This is a genomic window from Lichenibacterium minor (genome assembly GCF_004137685.1).
GTDB classification, from domain to species: Bacteria; Pseudomonadota; Alphaproteobacteria; order Rhizobiales; family Beijerinckiaceae; genus Lichenihabitans; species Lichenihabitans minor.
The window spans coordinates 73,323-87,915 of the sequence record NZ_QYBB01000022.1; the positions used below are offsets into that span (position 1 = coordinate 73,323).

At 70.0% G+C, this 14,593-nt stretch carries 15 protein-coding genes; 3 read left to right on the forward strand and 12 right to left on the reverse strand.

Annotated features, from left to right (window positions below):
- Positions 1-62 precede the first annotated feature (62 nt).
- Both D3273_RS17735 and D3273_RS17740 read left to right on the forward strand, forming a co-directional pair.
- Entirely contained in the window at positions 63-959 is an 897-nt protein-coding gene (locus D3273_RS17735) for a transglutaminase-like domain-containing protein (protein ID WP_129228224.1), read from the forward strand.
- Between the two features lie 240 nt (positions 960-1,199).
- Positions 1,200-2,192, forward strand: a complete 993-nt coding sequence (locus D3273_RS17740; protein WP_129228225.1) for a transglutaminase family protein — start codon at positions 1,200-1,202, stop codon at positions 2,190-2,192.
- 48 nt (positions 2,193-2,240) lie between these two features.
- On the opposite strand, the gene D3273_RS17745 is transcribed toward D3273_RS17740, so the two are convergent.
- The 11 genes from D3273_RS17745 to sdhC form a co-directional block, all read right to left on the reverse strand.
- On the reverse strand, positions 2,241-3,137 hold the full coding sequence (locus tag D3273_RS17745; protein ID WP_129228226.1) for a tetratricopeptide repeat protein: 897 nt from the start codon (positions 3,135-3,137) through the stop codon (positions 2,241-2,243).
- A gap of 262 nt (positions 3,138-3,399) precedes the next feature.
- On the reverse strand, positions 3,400-3,702 hold the full coding sequence (locus D3273_RS17750) for a hypothetical protein (protein WP_129228227.1): 303 nt from the start codon (positions 3,700-3,702) through the stop codon (positions 3,400-3,402).
- Positions 3,703-3,728: 26 nt separating this feature from the next.
- Entirely contained in the window at positions 3,729-5,873 is a 2,145-nt protein-coding gene (locus D3273_RS17755; protein WP_129228228.1) for an FUSC family protein, read from the reverse strand.
- A gap of 21 nt (positions 5,874-5,894) precedes the next feature.
- On the reverse strand, positions 5,895-6,545 hold the full coding sequence (locus D3273_RS17760; protein ID WP_129228229.1) for a phosphatase PAP2 family protein: 651 nt from the start codon (positions 6,543-6,545) through the stop codon (positions 5,895-5,897).
- Positions 6,546-6,615: 70 nt separating this feature from the next.
- Positions 6,616-7,416, reverse strand: a complete 801-nt coding sequence (locus tag D3273_RS17765; protein ID WP_129228230.1) for a hypothetical protein — start codon at positions 7,414-7,416, stop codon at positions 6,616-6,618.
- Between the two features lie 188 nt (positions 7,417-7,604).
- On the reverse strand, positions 7,605-8,384 hold the full coding sequence (locus D3273_RS17770) for a succinate dehydrogenase iron-sulfur subunit (protein WP_129228231.1): 780 nt from the start codon (positions 8,382-8,384) through the stop codon (positions 7,605-7,607).
- 129 nt (positions 8,385-8,513) lie between these two features.
- Entirely contained in the window at positions 8,514-9,425 is a 912-nt protein-coding gene (gene kdoO / locus D3273_RS17775) for a Kdo hydroxylase KdoO (protein ID WP_207210816.1), read from the reverse strand.
- Positions 9,426-9,442: 17 nt separating this feature from the next.
- The gene (locus D3273_RS17780; RefSeq protein WP_129228232.1) at positions 9,443-9,802 is read right to left on the reverse strand and encodes a hypothetical protein; all 360 of its coding nucleotides are present in this window, start codon (positions 9,800-9,802) and stop codon (positions 9,443-9,445) included.
- 18 nt (positions 9,803-9,820) lie between these two features.
- Positions 9,821-11,686, reverse strand: coding sequence for a succinate dehydrogenase flavoprotein subunit (gene sdhA / locus D3273_RS17785; RefSeq protein WP_129228233.1), 1,866 nt, complete (start codon positions 11,684-11,686; stop codon positions 9,821-9,823).
- 54 nt (positions 11,687-11,740) lie between these two features.
- A complete protein-coding gene (sdhD, locus tag D3273_RS17790; protein ID WP_129228234.1) occupies positions 11,741-12,133 on the reverse strand; it encodes a succinate dehydrogenase, hydrophobic membrane anchor protein in 393 nt (130 codons plus the stop codon).
- A gap of 11 nt (positions 12,134-12,144) precedes the next feature.
- Entirely contained in the window at positions 12,145-12,558 is a 414-nt protein-coding gene (sdhC, locus tag D3273_RS17795; RefSeq protein WP_129228235.1) for a succinate dehydrogenase, cytochrome b556 subunit, read from the reverse strand.
- Positions 12,559-12,895: 337 nt separating this feature from the next.
- On the opposite strand from sdhC, the gene rpmF reads away from it, so the two are divergent.
- Positions 12,896-13,090, forward strand: coding sequence for a 50S ribosomal protein L32 (gene rpmF, locus D3273_RS17800; protein WP_129228236.1), 195 nt, complete (start codon positions 12,896-12,898; stop codon positions 13,088-13,090).
- A gap of 353 nt (positions 13,091-13,443) precedes the next feature.
- Here the strand turns inward: rpmF and D3273_RS17805 are convergent, their stop codons facing one another.
- A complete protein-coding gene (locus D3273_RS17805) occupies positions 13,444-14,244 on the reverse strand; it encodes an outer membrane protein (protein WP_129228237.1) in 801 nt (266 codons plus the stop codon).
- Positions 14,245-14,593 lie beyond the last annotated feature (349 nt).

Consider the following 14,593-nt stretch of genomic DNA (forward strand, 5'->3'; position numbering starts at 1 on the left):
GGCGTTTGCCCGTTTCTTGCATCTCGACGCCCGCACGAAAGCCCCCACGGGGAGAAGCCGCCATGAAGATCCGCTGTGGATACGACCTGTCCTACTACTGCCCGCAGGCGGTGCCGATGCAGTTCCTGCTCAGTGTTCACCCGTCGCGCGAGCGCGACCTCGTCACCCCGCAGGTGATGCGCACCGACCCCCACCTGCCGACCCGCATCGTGCTGGACCATTTCGGCAACCGGCTCACCCGCATGATGGTGCCGCCGGGCGAGATCAGGCTGTCGGCGGATTTCGTCGTCGAGGACAGCGGGCTGCCCGACGAGGTGAACTGGGATGCCCAGGAGGTGCCGATCGACCGCCTCCCCGACGACGTGCTGATCTTTCTGATGGGGAGCCGCTACGCCGACACCGACCTGCTCAGCGACATCGCTTGGCAGATGTTCGGCGGCACCCCGCGGGGCTGGGCGCGCGTCCAGGCCATCGTGGACTACGTCCACGACCGCATCCGTTTCGACTACCAGATGGCCCGCAACACCCGCACGGCCAGCGAGGGGCACCGGGAACAGGTCGGCGTGTGCCGCGACTTCGCCCACCTCGCCGTGTCGCTGTGCCGCTGCATGAACATCCCGGCCCGCTACTGCACGGGCTACCTCGGCGACATCGGCGTACCGAAGGTGCCGGACCCGATGGACTGGAGCGCCTGGTTCGAGGTGTACCTGTCCGGCCGCTGGTACACGTTCGACGCGCGCCACAACAAGCCGCGCATCGGCCGCATCGTCATGGCGCGGGGCCGCGACGCCACCGACGTCGCCATCTCGACCGCCTTCGGCTCCGCCATCCTGGGCCGCTTCGACGTCATCACCGACGAGCTGCCGGAGGAAACGAGCCACCGCCACAGCTATTCGGGCCAGTTCTCGTCCAGCCTGATGGACGGCGGCCAGCCGATGCCGGCGCTGTCGCGCGGCTGACGGACGGCCGACGCGTGCCGCCGTGCGGCACCGCCGGCGCGATGCCGCCTTTCCGGGGCGGTCGATATGGGTTAGGGCCTTCACCCTTCGGCCGTCGCGCGCGTCGCGACGGGACGGCCGGGGTTCCGCACGGGCGGGGATGCGCCGGACCACCGTCCGCGTCATCTCCCGGCCCGGGCCCCGACGGACGGCGTCCGCCCGGGGCCGGAGCATCGGGGCGGACGTTTGCACGGAAAGCGGATGACGGTTCTCTCGGTTCGCCACATCACGAAGTACGAGTACAAGGCGCCGGTGCGCTTCGGCGAACATCGCATGATGTTCCGCCCGCGGGACAGCTACGACCAGCGCCTGATCTCGTCCGACATGATCATCTCGCCGGAGCCCAAGCGCGTGCGCTGGTTCCACGACGTGTTCGGCAATTGCGTGGCGGTGGCGACCTTCGGGGCCGAAGCCAAGGAGCTCGTCTTCGACACCCGCATCGTGCTCGACCATACGCCGTCGAACGCCCCCGACTTCATGATCGAGGACTATGCCAAGACATACCCCTTCACCTACGGGGCGGAGGAGCGGCCGGACATTTCGCGGCTGATCGAGCGGCAATACCTCGACCCCGAGCACCTGCTCGACAAATGGGTGCGCCGATTCGTGCGCTACGGGCAGCGCACCGACACGGGCGAGCTGCTGATGACGCTCACCTATGCCATCAAGGAAAGCTTCACCTACTCGAAGCGCTTCGAGCGCGGCACGCAGGACCCGCTGCTGACCCTGTCGTCCGGCAAGGGGACCTGCCGCGACTTCGCGGTGCTGATGATGGAAGCCGTGCGGGCGCTCGGCTTCGCGTCGCGGTTCGTGTCGGGCTACCTTTACGTGCCGCGCGAGAAGGGCGAGGAGCACAAGGGGGGCGGCAACACGCACGCCTGGTGCCAGGTGTACCTGCCGGGCGCCGGCTGGGTGGAGTTCGACCCCACCAACGGCATCGTGGGCAACCGCGACCTGATCCGCGTCGCCGTCGCCCGCGACCCGCGCCAGGCGATCCCCCTCCAGGGCAGCTATTTCGGCAACGCCGCCGACTATGTCGGCATGTCGGTGTCGGTCGACGTGCAGGAGGTCGAGGCGCCCACGGCCATCACCGGGCCGGACGCGCGGCCGGCCGAGCGGAGCCACGGCGACGAGGGGAGCGGGATGGCGGAACCCGTCGGCAACGCGTCCACCACGGAACTCGAGCAGGCCTGAGGGGCCGCCCGCCCCTGCAGTGCCCGGACCGGGTCGGGCCCGGGCCGCCTAGGCCCGTCCCACCCGCGACAGGCCGTCGCCGGCGACGCGGTTGTCGGGATCGATGGTCTTGGCGCGGTTGTAGGATTCCTGCGCCTTGGCGCGGTTGCCGAGCTTCTCGTAGTCGACGCCGAGGCCGGCCCACGCTTCCGCGTTCTTGGAATCGACGTTGAGGGCGGCGTTGTAGTCCTCGATCGCCTGGTTGTACTTGCCCTGGGCGGTGAGGCTCTGCGCGCGCGCCTGGTAGGGCGCCGCCGCGAACGGATCGCGGTCGATGGCGTTGTCGAAATCGGTGACGGCCGCGGGCTGGTCGCCGCGCTTCTGGTGGATCAGGCCGCGGGCATGGAACGCCTGTGCGCCCTGCTGCCCTTCCGAGTTCAGCTTGATCGCCTGGTCGAGGTCCGACAGCGCTCCGTCGAGGTTGCCCTGCACGCGCAGGAGGTTGCCGCGCCCGAGATAGGCGGGTGCGTGGTTCGGGTTGGCCTGGAGGGCGTGGTTGAAGTCGGCGAGGGCGAGGTCGTTGCGGCCGGACTGGCGGTAGGCGAGCGCGCGGTTGGTGTAGGCGGCGGCGTTGTTGGGGTCGATCGCCACGGCCTTGGTGAAATCGCCCACCGCCTTGTCGAAGTCGCCCTGGCGCGCATAGGCGGCGCCGCGGGTGTTGTAGGCTTCGGCGTCGCGCGGGTTGCGGGCCACGACGTCGGACAGGGACGCGATGTTGACCGACGTGTCCTTCGAGCGGGGCGTCACCTCGGCCACGCCGAGGCCCACGGTGCCGACCGAGCCGGCCGTCTCGCAGCCGGCGAGGCCGAGGCCGACCAGGACCACGAGCGGCAGGGCCGCGCGGCGCGCCGAGATCGCGCGGGGGCGGGCCGCCTCGCCGGCGGGGTCGGAACCGCGAAGTCTCATCACCTTCGTCATCGCGCGCATGTCACCTGGAAAGCCGGCCGCCCGTCGGGGGTCCCTCGCCACCACGAATGGATGTCCAATGCGGCTCAACTGCGGACGCCGACAAAGAAAACCCACACTGTTGCAGAACCGCCTCAGCGGAACCCGAGGCCGCCGGCCACGTGCCGTCGACGGGACGAGTTAGCCCGGCCGCGGTTGCTTTATGGTAAACACCGACGCTGCCGACAGGGTGGACGGCCGGCCGCTCCCGCGGGCCGGGGGATCAGCCCTTGGTGCAGGCGCAGCTCGGCGCACCGCTGCCCTCGGCGTCGATGCAGTCGGCCGTTTCGCCCTTGCGGCAGCTCGCCGTGCATTGCTGGTCGTGCAGGGCGTTGGTCGCGGTGCACACGAAGCCGGCGCCGCCGTCGAGCCGTCGCTGGAACTGCGCGCCCGGGAGGTAGCCCGAGCCGCCCTGGTCGTTCTGCCCTTCGGTGTCGGGCTGCGGCGGGGTGACGGCCTGGGCCCAGGCGGGCGGCACGGACCCCAGGCAGCAGATGGCCGCCAGGGCCAGAATGGTCGTCCGCATCGCAGCTCTCCCGTCACCGATCCCGTTCAACGAACGCCGGCCGTCGCGGTTGCGGCACCCCGGTCCGCCGTCGGCGCCGCGTCGGCAGTGCGCTCCCCCACCACGTCGCCCAGCACTTCCACCACGCGGCCGATGCGCGCCAGGGTGCCGGCGGGGGGCGCCGGCGGCGGCGGCACGGCGGGGGCCGCGCCGGACAGCGCCAAGCGGTCGAGCGTTTCCGGGACCCAGCGGCTCCAGGCCGTCCAGCCCCCCTCCCCGAGGCCGTCGGCCGCATGCGTGTCGTGCTGCAGGGCGATGAGGGCGCCGCCGAGGCGCCGCAGCGCGGCGTCGGCCGCCATGATGACCTCCAGGCGCCGGCGGTGGCCGCGGCCCGGCTCCTGCAGTGCGCGCGACAGCGAGGCTTCGAGGTTGTTGTTGGCGACGCCGGCGACGCGGCGGGCCGCCTCGACATCGGCCGGCGTCGCGTTCCCGGCCCGCGCGGCGAACACGGCGGCGGCGTAGCGGGCATGGGCGGCGAGGGCGTCGCGCAGCCCCTGCGCGGTGCGGTCGGGCTCCCAGCTCGGCCACAGCAGGCAGCAGGCCGCCACCGCCACGATGCCGCCGCCGACCGTGTAGAGCGTCCGCATCGTGGCGATCAGCCATTCCGCGTGGCCGGGCTCCGCGACGTCGAACAGGATCACGACGAGCGGCGTCAGGCACGCCACATAGGCGCCGTAGCTGACCTGCCGGACCGAGAAGCCGATCACCGACAGGGGCACCATCAGCAGCGAATCGACCAGCGCGGTCTGGGGCAGGAAGGCGAGCAGCCCGCCGATGAGCGCGCCCAGCACGGTGCCGCCGACGCGTTCCAGCGCGCGCTGCCACGTCGCGGCGAAATAGGGCTGCATGGTCAGCGCCACCGTGATGGTGAGCCAATGCGAGTAGACGCTCCACCAGGTGAGCGAGATCGCCACCGCCGCCATGGTGAGGACGGACGCCCGCACGGCGTGGCGCAGGATGGCGGAGGACCAGGACAGGTTGGCCCGGACCGGCGCGATCCAGGCGTCGAGGCGGCCCGCCCCGCCGCTGGCGGGCTCGGCCGGGAGCGTGCCGGCGTCCTCGGCCTTGAGCCGGGCCGCGATGCGGAGGCGATCGGCCACGACGGAAGCGATGTCGGCGAGGGCCGGATGGCCGGCGGCGGCCCGCTTCAGCCGTTCGAGGGCCGGCTCGTGCCCGCGGGCGCGCGGTGTGCCGGGCCGCCCGGCGAGGTCGAGCATGGGACGCAGGCGCCGCAGCATCTGCCCGGCCGCCCGCGGCAGCGCTTCGCCTTCGGCGTATTCGAGCATGTCCGAGAGCGCGATGAGGGCGCCGAAGATGCGGTCCTGGTCCTCGACGGCCAGCATGTTGCGCGCCACCACGGTGCCGGCGAGACCCGACGGGCGCGCGGCGGCGAGCAGCGCCGCGCGGGTCTCCTCCAAGGCGTCGCGCAGGGCGCGGCGATGGGCGCGGGCATGCGCCTCGAACTCGGCCAGGCCGCCGCCCTGGGCGCGCAGCACGTCGCCGAGGTCGCGCGCGAAGAGGGCGAGGAGGCGCCAGTTGGCCGACACCATGCGGGTGCCGATGCGCTCCGGGTGGATGCGCCAGATCCCGACGGTGAGCAGCACCGCCCAGGCCCCGCCGACCAGGAAGGCGACGAAGAGCACCGCCGCCTCGGCGGGTGGGATGGCGCGGTCGACGGCCAGCGCCAGCACGACGGTCAGCACGTTGCCCACCGCCATGGCCCGGACGCCCCACACGCGCGCCATGGCGTTGCAGAAGACGACCACGCCCGTGACGGGCAGCAGCAGCGGCAGGCCGAAGCCGTGCAGCAGGCCGAGCCCGCTCCACAGCACCGCCGCCGCCCCGGTGAAGAAGAGGAGGGACGGCACGCGATCGCGCAGCGCGCCCCCGACGTCGCAGAAGCAGGCGAGGTTGGCCGCGAAGGCGATGAAGAGCAGGGCCGGCGACTGCACCCAGATGTTCAGCACCAGCACGGCGCCGGACGCCACCGCGGCGCGCAGACCTTCGGCGATGCTGATGCCGGACAGGTCGAGCGCGACGGGAAGCTTCCGGAGGTCGGCGCCGGGCGCCCGGAGCGTGCCCCGGCGGGACGGGTGCGACGAGGCCGGGCGGCGGAGGTGAAGAGGTGACACGCGGCCTCGCGGGCTTGTCGATCAGGGCGGCGGTGCGAACCCCGTGCCAACCGGCTCCCGCACGAGGGCCAGCGCACCGGCCCCGCAAGCGGCGCCGAGGTAGAGCCCCGCCACCATGTCGCCGACGAAATGATAATCGGCCCCGAAGAGCCCCGCCACCGCCACGACGACAGGCAAGGCCAGGATGGGGCGCCACCGCGGCAGCCGGGCCCACAGCACCGCGACCGGCGCGGTGACGAGCGTGGTATGGCCGGACGGGAACGAGGACCAGCCGCGGCCACCGTGGAACGGAAAGAAGCCATAGGCCCCGTCGCCGATCAGGGACGGGTTGGCCTCCACCCAGGTTTCGGGCCACAGGCGCCCGAAAGCGAACTTGAGCTCGTCCTTCAGGACGATGGCGATCAGCGTCGCGACGCAGCAGGCGATCAGCGTTTGCGCCGCGGCGCCCGGACGCCAACCGAGGAGGGCGGCGAACCCCGCGACCCCGAGGCCGCAGGCGGCCAGGGGCGGGATGGGATCGACCACATGGGTCATGGCGTCGAAGAGCCGGCGATGTCCGGCCAGGTCGGCATGGGCGAGAAGCGCCATCGGCTGATCGACGACGGCGACGCAGAACATGACGGCCACCGGACAGGACAGAACGGCGAGGAACGCCCCGGCCCCACTCCTCATCGACCGGATCCTCCGCGCAGACCGCGCCGCGGACGGGCCCGCCTGGGATGGCCCCGGGCGGGCCGTCACATCAGAACGCGCCGTCGTCGATGCCGATGGACCGGATGCCGCCGTTGGCGAAACCGGCCTCGATCGGCGCCTGCCGCTTCATCGGGGCGGCGAAGTCCGCCTTGGCCTGCGCGAAGGACGCCGTGGTGGCGCCGCCCTCGGACATCACGCGGCGCGATTCCGCGCGGTCCAGCGCGCCGTTGGTGACGCCGCTCGGGCGGGACACGACGCCCCCGTTGAGCGAGGCGACACGGTCCGTGACGCTGGGATAGCGGGGCTCGATGTCGCCGTAATAGGGGCGCGACAGGCTTCCGGATGCGAAGTCGCCGTCGATCTTGGCATCCGGGCCGGGGCCCTGGTGGAAGCCCCCCACCGCATCGAAGTGCGGGCCGCCGAATCCGCCGCGGGCCGCACCGTAGCCGGCGATCTGGCCGAGCCCCGCGTTGCCGCGCGTGATGGGGTTTCCGGCCTGGTCGCCGTAGAACGTCTCGCCGCCCGTGCGGAACGGGCCGAAGTAATACAACCGCGGGTCGTTCCAGCTGTGCTGGCGCACGAGGTAATCGTCGCCGTAGAACCCATCGCCGACCACGTCGACGGGGCCGCGGGCCGCACGACGGCGGATGGTCAGCGGACGCTCGGCAGCGGCCGTCCGCACCGCGCGGGGTCGTGCCGCGACGCGACCGCGGCCGGCCTGCGCTCCGGCGACGGGGCGCCGCACGACGCCTTCCGCGTGAGCCTTGTCGACGACCATGAACCCGGCCACCATGGCGATGGCGCCCGCCGCGATCAGCGCGACGGCGCCCGCCCCATTGTTGTCAGCCATGCCGGCCACTCCATCCCGCGTCAGTGCGCGCGCGAACCGCGCCGCCTGAGCCGATCCCTGTTGGGTCGACAACGCGAGCGGCGCCGGATGGATGCCAGGATCGCGGCGAATGGTTGACGCGCGTCGGGCGCATGTGACGTTTTCGACACGGCCGCCGGGGCGCCGTCGCCCCGGCGGCGAACCCCGCCTCAGTTTTGGCGGGCGATCATCATGTTCTTGATGTTGGAGATCGCCTTGGCGGGGTTGAGGCCCTTGGGGCACGCCTTGGCGCAGTTCATGATCGAGTGGCAGCGATACAGGCGGAACGGGTCCTGCAGATTGTCGAGCCGCTCGCCGGTCGCCTCGTCCCGGCTGTCGATCAGCCAGCGATAGGCCTGGAGCAGCGCCGCGGGGCCGAGGTAGCGGTCACCGTTCCACCAGTAGCTCGGGCAGGACGTCGAGCAGCAGGCGCACAGGATGCATTCGTAGAGGCCGTCGAGCGCGTGGCGCGACTGCGGGGACTGCTTCCACTCCTTCTCGGGGGTGGGGCTGTCGGTCTTGAGCCAGGGCTCGATGAGGGCGTGCTGGGCGTAGAAGCGGGTGAGGTCGGGGACGAGGTCCTTCACCACCTCCATGTGGGGCAGCGGATACAGCTTCACGGCGCCGCGGACGTCGTCCATGCCCTTGGTGCAGGCGAGCGTGTTCACCCCGTCGATGTTCATCGCGCAGGACCCGCAGATGCCTTCGCGGCAGGACCGCCGGAACGACAGCGTGGGGTCGACCTTCGACTTGATCCAGATGATGCCGTCGAGCACCATCGGGCCGCAATCTTCGCGGTCGATGAAATAGGTGTCGATGCGCGGGTTGTCGCCCGTGTCGGGATCCCAGCGGTAGATGCGGAATTCCTTCAGCGCCTTGGCGTTGGCGGGTTTCGGCCAGGTCTTGCCCGCCGTGATCTTTGAATTGCGGGGGAGGGTGAGTTCAACCATGGTCCGATCCGGCCGGTGATGCGATAAGCTGGAATTCTTCCAAAGATAGGCGCTGGGCGGCTCGCCTCCAAGTCGATTCGAAGGGTCAGCGCTTCGGCCGCACCGTCGCCCAGCCCGAAACGGGCGCGCTCAGCGCAGCTTCTTGCCCTTCATGCGCTCCAGCACGCGCACGGGGGCGTGCTCGGGGTGCGCCATGCCGTCGACCTCGAGCGTGAAGGTCTGCTCCAGCGCGTGCTGGCCCGACATGGCGGCATGGGACACTTGGTCGGTGAACACCATCCAGGTCGAGCCGGGGGCGAATTCGACCGTCCGGTGCGGCACCGTGCGCTGGTATTCGTCGTCGAGCTTCATGCGATCGTGCAGCTGCAGCATGTAGTGATCGGCGGCCGAACGCTGCGACTTGGTGATGCCGACGAGCTTCATGAGCTTGGCGCTGCCCGGGATCGGCGCCGCGATCTTCGGCAGGAACCGCTCCGCCACCGTCTCGAAGGGCTCGCCGACGCGCCACACGCGGGGCTTCGCGCCCGGATGGACGTTGGTGAAGACGCGCATGATGCGCTGCCCGTGGCTCGGCCGCGACGGAAAGGCGTCGACGTGGAGCAGCGTGTCGTCGTGCCGCTTCGACTGGTCGCGGCCCTGGGCCTCGACGGGGCGGAACGACGTGTTGCCGATCTTCAGCGCGGCGCCGTAGGTCGGGATCAGCGCATCGAGCAGCCGACGCGTGTAGTCCGCGTAGCGCGCCATCATGGACTTCACTGCTGCGGCGTCGACGCCTTCGGCATAGCCCCACACGCGCCCGGTGTCGGGGTCGTATTTGACGGTCTTGGTGCCCTGCTTGACGCTCGACGGGTCGAGCAGCGCCGCTTCGGCGGGCGACAGCGCGAAGGGCAGGTTCGGCAGCAGCACGACATCGCCGCGCTCGAGGCCGTCGACGGCGTCGCGCTTCATCGCGGCATCGGGCGTGCCGTGCCAATCGTCGAGGGCGACCGGCACGCAGACGCTCGTGGCGCGCATCGCGGGAGCGGCAGCCGCATTCGACATGGGGAGATCTTCCATCATCACGGACGTTTGCGGCTCTTCTTGCGATCCGGACCGGGCCTGAGGAGGTCGTCGTCCTCGATGCCCGGCATCCGGATGTGCTTCAGGGGAGGCGTGACCCGATCGTGGGATTCCGCGAGATCGCGGAGGAGCCCGTCGCGTTCCACGGCGGCGACATCGCCGCGCGCGAAACGAACCGAACCCTGCTCGTCCTCGAACCGATCCTCCTCGAAGGGACGCCCGACATCGCTGTAGGCGTCCCCCCAAGACCGGTGCGGACGAGGCCGCTCCAGCAGGCCGGCATCGGGGTCGAAGGTGGCGCCATGCGCGCGCGACCCCCGATGTCGACGATCATGGCCCACGGCGGCCGAGGGAGCCACCCCTCCTTCTTCTCCGGCTCAGTACACGCGGGCCTTGGGCTCGATGTACTGCACGTCGTTGCTCATCGTGTAGGTGTGGACCGGACGATAATCGACCGACACCTTCTGGGCGCCCTCGTCGAGCCAGGCGAGCGTGTGCTTCATCCAGGTCTTGTCGTCGCGGTTGGGGAAGTCCTCGCGGGCGTGGGCGCCGCGCGACTCTTCCCGGTTGGCGGCGCATTCCATGGTCACCACGGCTTGGCCGATGAGGTTGTCGAACTCCATCGTTTCCACGAGGTCGGAGTTCCAGATCAGCGAGCGATCCGTGGTGCGGATGTCACTGGCCCCGCGCCACACGTCGTTGATGAGCTTCACGCCCTCCTCCAGCACTTCGCCGGTGCGGAACACGGCGCAGTTGTTCTGCATGGTGCGCTGCATCTGCCCGCGCAGCTCCGCGGTCGGCGTGCCGCCGGACGCGTAGCGGAAGCGGTCGAGGCGGCCGAGCGCGAAGTCCGCCGAGTCCTTGGGCAGCTCGCGCTGCTTCTCGCCCGGCGTGACAATCTCGGCGGCGCGCAGGCCGGCGGCGCGGCCGAAGACCACGAGGTCGATCAGCGAGTTCGAACCCAGGCGGTTGGCGCCGTGCACCGACACGCAGGCGGCTTCGCCCAGCGCCATCAGGCCGGGGACCACGCTGTCCGGGTCGCCGCCGACCTTGGTCAGCACCTCGCCGTGGTAGTTCGTCGGGATGCCGCCCATGTTGTAGTGGACGGTCGGAAGCACCGGGATCGGCTCCTTGGTGACGTCCACGCCAGCGAAGATCTTGGCCGATTCCGAGATGCCCGGCAGGCGGTCCGCCAGGATCGCCGGATCGAGGTGCTCGAGGTGCAGGTGGATGTGGTCCTTGTCCCTGCCGACGCCGCGGCCGTCGCGGATCTCCATCGTCATGGCGCGGCTGACCACGTCGCGCGACGCGAGGTCCTTCGCGGACGGCGCGTAGCGCTCCATGAAGCGCTCGCCTTCGGAGTTGGTGAGGTAGCCGCCTTCCCCGCGCGATCCTTCGGTGATGAGGCAGCCGGCCCCATAGATGCCCGTCGGGTGGAACTGCACGAATTCCATGTCCTGCAGGGGCAGGCCGGCGCGCAGCACCATGGCGTTGCCGTCGCCCGTGCAGGTGTGGGCGGAGGTGGCGGAGAAGTAGGCGCGGCCGTAGCCGCCCGTCGCCAGGATGGTCAGGTTAGAGCGGAAGCGGTGGATCGAGCCGTCGTCGAGCTTCAAGGCCATGATGCCGCGGCAGCGCCCTTCCTCCATGATGAGGTCGATGGCGAAATACTCGATGAAGAACTCGGTCTTGTTGCGCAGCGCCTGGCCGTAGAGCGTGTGCAGGATGGCGTGGCCGGTGCGGTCGGCGGCCGCGCAGGTGCGCTGGGCGGTGCCCTTGCCGTAGTCGGTCGTCATGCCGCCGAAGGGGCGCTGGTAGATCTTGCCCTCCTCGGTGCGGGAGAAGGGCACGCCCCAATGCTCGAGCTCGTAGACGGCGTCCGGGGCGTTACGGCACAGGTATTCGATGGAATCCTGGTCGCCCAGCCAGTCCGACCCCTTCACGGTGTCGTACATGTGCCAGCGCCAATCGTCCGGGCCCATGTTGCCGAGCGAGGCCGAGATGCCGCCCTGGGCCGCCACGGTGTGGGATCGCGTCGGGAACACCTTGGTGATGCAGGCGGTGCGCAGGCCCGCCTGGGCGCAGCCCACGGCGGCGCGCAGGCCGGCCCCGCCGGCACCCACCACGAGGACGTCGAAGGAATGGTCGGTGATCGGATAGGCCGGCCCGGCCTTGCCGTTGACCCCCTGCTTGTAGGCCGCCCCGTTCGCCGCGCTGCCGTTCGACCCGTCGCCTGCCTTGGCCATCACACCGTCTCCGAAGCCGGCCCGCCGCTCAGCGGCAGGCCCGGCGCTCAATCATCACAGAAAGCTCAGCCGCATCACCGCGTAGACGCACGCGATGCCGACGACGAAACAGAAGAAGAGGCTAGCGGCCAGCGACCAATCCTTGGCGTGCTCACCGTGGACGTAGTCCTCGATGATGGTCCGCATCCCCAATTGCATATGGTAGACGCTGGCCAGGATGAACAGGAGCAGGAAGATCGCGGGCAGCGGCTGCGACAGGGTGTGCAGGGCGACGTCGTAGGGCTTGCCGACCAGCGACAGGACGAGCCACACGAAACCGATCGTGAGCGGCACCAGGGCCAGCGAGGTCAGGCGCATGTGGGCCGACCCGGTGGTGCCGGACCGGGCGGAGCCGAGGTAGCGGACGCGCCGCAGGTCGGTCCGCATCTGATTGGGTTGCATGCTCATGGGCGGGATCCTCAGCGCACCAGGAAGGCCAGGACCCACACCAGCACGGTGAGGGCGATGCCGCCGACGAGCGTGGCCTGGGCCAGGTATTCGCGCTCGGGATGGTCCATCCCGTAGCCGGCATCCCAGATGAAGTGGCGCACGCCGCCGAGCAGGTGGTGGAACATGGCCCAGGTGAAGCCGAAGAGGACGATCAGCCCGATCCAGGACGACATGAAGCCCGCGGCGATCGCGAAGGCGTGCGGGCCGGACGCGGCGGCGACGAGGTACCAGGCGAGCAGCAGGGTGCCGGCATAGAGGGCGACGCCGGTGATGCGATGCGCGATCGACATCATCATCGTCAGCATCGGCCGATACACGGACAGGTGCGGCGACAGCGGCCTCGGGTGGAGCGTCACTCCCGGACGCGATTGCGCATCGGCCATCGTCGGTTCATCCCCTGGTCTTGCCCGCAGGCCCGGTCCGGCGCGGGCGCCCGCGCCGATGGCGTCTCGGGGGAGCGAGCCGGACCGCGGGAGCGAGGCGCTCGTCGTCGTGGAAGCCTTGGCCGACCCCGATACAGCGATCGTTGCGGCGCTGCAACAATGAACGTCGGCGTCCCTTCAACGCAGCCGCGAGGCCCGTTCCGGCGCCCGTTCCCGCACTTTCGGCTGGCGTGCCGCGCCGTTTGCCGCTACGGAGACCGCCAACGGCTGCCCGTCTGACGCGGAGCGGCCCGTCCCCCATTGAGTCGGGGACGTCCAGACACTAACGGAGAGCGATATGGCCGTTCCGAAACGGAAAACATCGCCGATGAAGCGGGGCTTCCGCCGGTCGGCCGACGCGTTGGCGCAACCCACCTACGTGGAAGACAAGGACTCGGGCGAGCTGCGCCGCCCCCACCACGTCGACCTGAAGAGCGGCATGTACCGCGGCCGCATGGTGATGAAGCCCAAGGTCGTCGCCGAAGCCGAGTGACACTCGGTCCCTTCGGGGACCGACCGTCCGGTTCGTTGAAGCCCCCTGCCCTTCCGGGCGGGGGGCTTTTTTATTGGCCTCCGCCCTGCCCCGGCGCGCGCCGCGGACGGACGCCGTCGCCCGGATGCGCGCTCAGGCCCGGGGTGTCGCGCCAGCGGCCCCCGCGCGGGGCGTGAAAGATCTCCGTCCGCATCGCTGAGCGATCGAGCGATGGGCCCTGCGCCGCAGCGGGTCGGCGGCGAGCAGGAGCGGCGCGGGCGGCACCCCGGGCGCGGGCAAGACCCCCGAACGCGAAAAGGGCGCCGCAGCTTTCGCCGCGACGCCCTTTCCGGACCGGCCGAAGCCGGAAACGACTAGAACTTGTAGTTCAGGCCGATGCGGGCGATGTTGCCCTCGTTCTTCACCTTCAGGCCGGGCTGCAGGTTGACGGTGTTGACCGAGCTGTCGTTCAGGTTCGAGCTGTCGAGCTCGTAACGCAGGTATTCGGCCTTCAGCGTCACGGCGCTGGAGTGGAAGAAGTTCAGGAACGAGCCGGTGGGCAGGGCGTATTCGATGCCGCCACCGTAGGTGTAACCGGTGGTGAAGCCGCTCTGGCGCTGGATGTCCGTCGAACCGTTGTAGACCGAAACGACGCGGCTGTTGACGTCGCCGTAGGCGAAACCACCCGTGCCGTAGATCAGGAAGGTGTTGAAGGCGTAACCGAGGCGACCGCGGGCGGTGCCGAGGAAGTCGAGGCCCGAACGGAACGAAGCGGTGCCGCCGTTGGTGATGGTGTTGATGGACTTGTCGGTGTCCATGTACATGGCGTCGGCTTCGAAGCCGATCACGATGCCGGAGCCCGGGCCGCCGAAGCCGCCGCCGAAGCCCTGGAGCTCGTAGTTATAGCCGATCTGGCCACCGGCCGAGAAGCCGCTGTCGCTGAAGCGGGTGTTGCCGATCCCGTCGGAACGGTTCGCCGTGGTGGTGAACTCCTGCTTGTTGTCGAAAGCGGCGCCGGCGTTGATGCCGAAGTAAGCGCCCGTCCAGGTGAAGACCGGCAGCGGGGCGACATACGGGGCCGGGGCCACGCGGGCCGGAAGATCGGCGGCGTGGGCAGCGCCGGCGGCGGCGACCAGCATGGCGGCAGCGGTGACGATTTTCTTGGAAGCGAACATTGAGATTTTTCTCCAGAGCGATCTCTGGAGTGACCCTAGGTCGGACGGGCCGGGCGGCGCAATCGCGAATCCGAAGGTCAGGACCGCTTCCGATCGGCTGTTGCGGCAACAGCACAGCTTTGTGGCAGAGGCGGATGAACTTGCCACATTTCACCGGAGAATCGCCACCGGTCGATGCAGAATGGCTTAATGGGCCCTTAAATCAAAGCTCGAACGGACCAGAGGAGGCCGGAACTTTCATTATGGTTAAGAGTTTTTGGCTCTCCATTTAAGTAATTGCTCACGAGGTCGTGCTGCCGTTCAGGCCGGCACGGCGATTGGCTGGCCTCGCAGCGTGAGGCGGATGGCA

Bases quoted from the DNA above. Each gene is read 5' to 3' on its own strand.
- D3273_RS17735 (WP_129228224.1), top strand. From the start codon at position 63: ATGAAGATCCGCTGTGGATACGACCTGTCCTACTACTGCCCGCAGGCG.
- D3273_RS17740 (WP_129228225.1), top strand. From the start codon at position 1,200: ATGACGGTTCTCTCGGTTCGCCACATCACGAAGTACGAGTACAAGGCG.
- D3273_RS17745 (WP_129228226.1), bottom strand. From the start codon at position 3,137: ATGAGACTTCGCGGTTCCGACCCCGCCGGCGAGGCGGCCCGCCCCCGC.
- D3273_RS17750 (WP_129228227.1), bottom strand. From the start codon at position 3,702: ATGCGGACGACCATTCTGGCCCTGGCGGCCATCTGCTGCCTGGGGTCC.
- D3273_RS17760 (WP_129228229.1), bottom strand. From the start codon at position 6,545: ATGAGGAGTGGGGCCGGGGCGTTCCTCGCCGTTCTGTCCTGTCCGGTG.
- D3273_RS17765 (WP_129228230.1), bottom strand. From the start codon at position 7,416: ATGGCTGACAACAATGGGGCGGGCGCCGTCGCGCTGATCGCGGCGGGC.
- D3273_RS17770 (WP_129228231.1), bottom strand. From the start codon at position 8,384: ATGGTTGAACTCACCCTCCCCCGCAATTCAAAGATCACGGCGGGCAAG.
- kdoO (WP_207210816.1), bottom strand. From the start codon at position 9,425: ATGTCGAATGCGGCTGCCGCTCCCGCGATGCGCGCCACGAGCGTCTGC.
- sdhA (WP_129228233.1), bottom strand. From the start codon at position 11,686: ATGGCCAAGGCAGGCGACGGGTCGAACGGCAGCGCGGCGAACGGGGCG.
- sdhD (WP_129228234.1), bottom strand. From the start codon at position 12,133: ATGAGCATGCAACCCAATCAGATGCGGACCGACCTGCGGCGCGTCCGC.
- sdhC (WP_129228235.1), bottom strand. From the start codon at position 12,558: ATGGCCGATGCGCAATCGCGTCCGGGAGTGACGCTCCACCCGAGGCCG.
- rpmF (WP_129228236.1), top strand. From the start codon at position 12,896: ATGGCCGTTCCGAAACGGAAAACATCGCCGATGAAGCGGGGCTTCCGC.
- D3273_RS17805 (WP_129228237.1), bottom strand. From the start codon at position 14,244: ATGTTCGCTTCCAAGAAAATCGTCACCGCTGCCGCCATGCTGGTCGCC.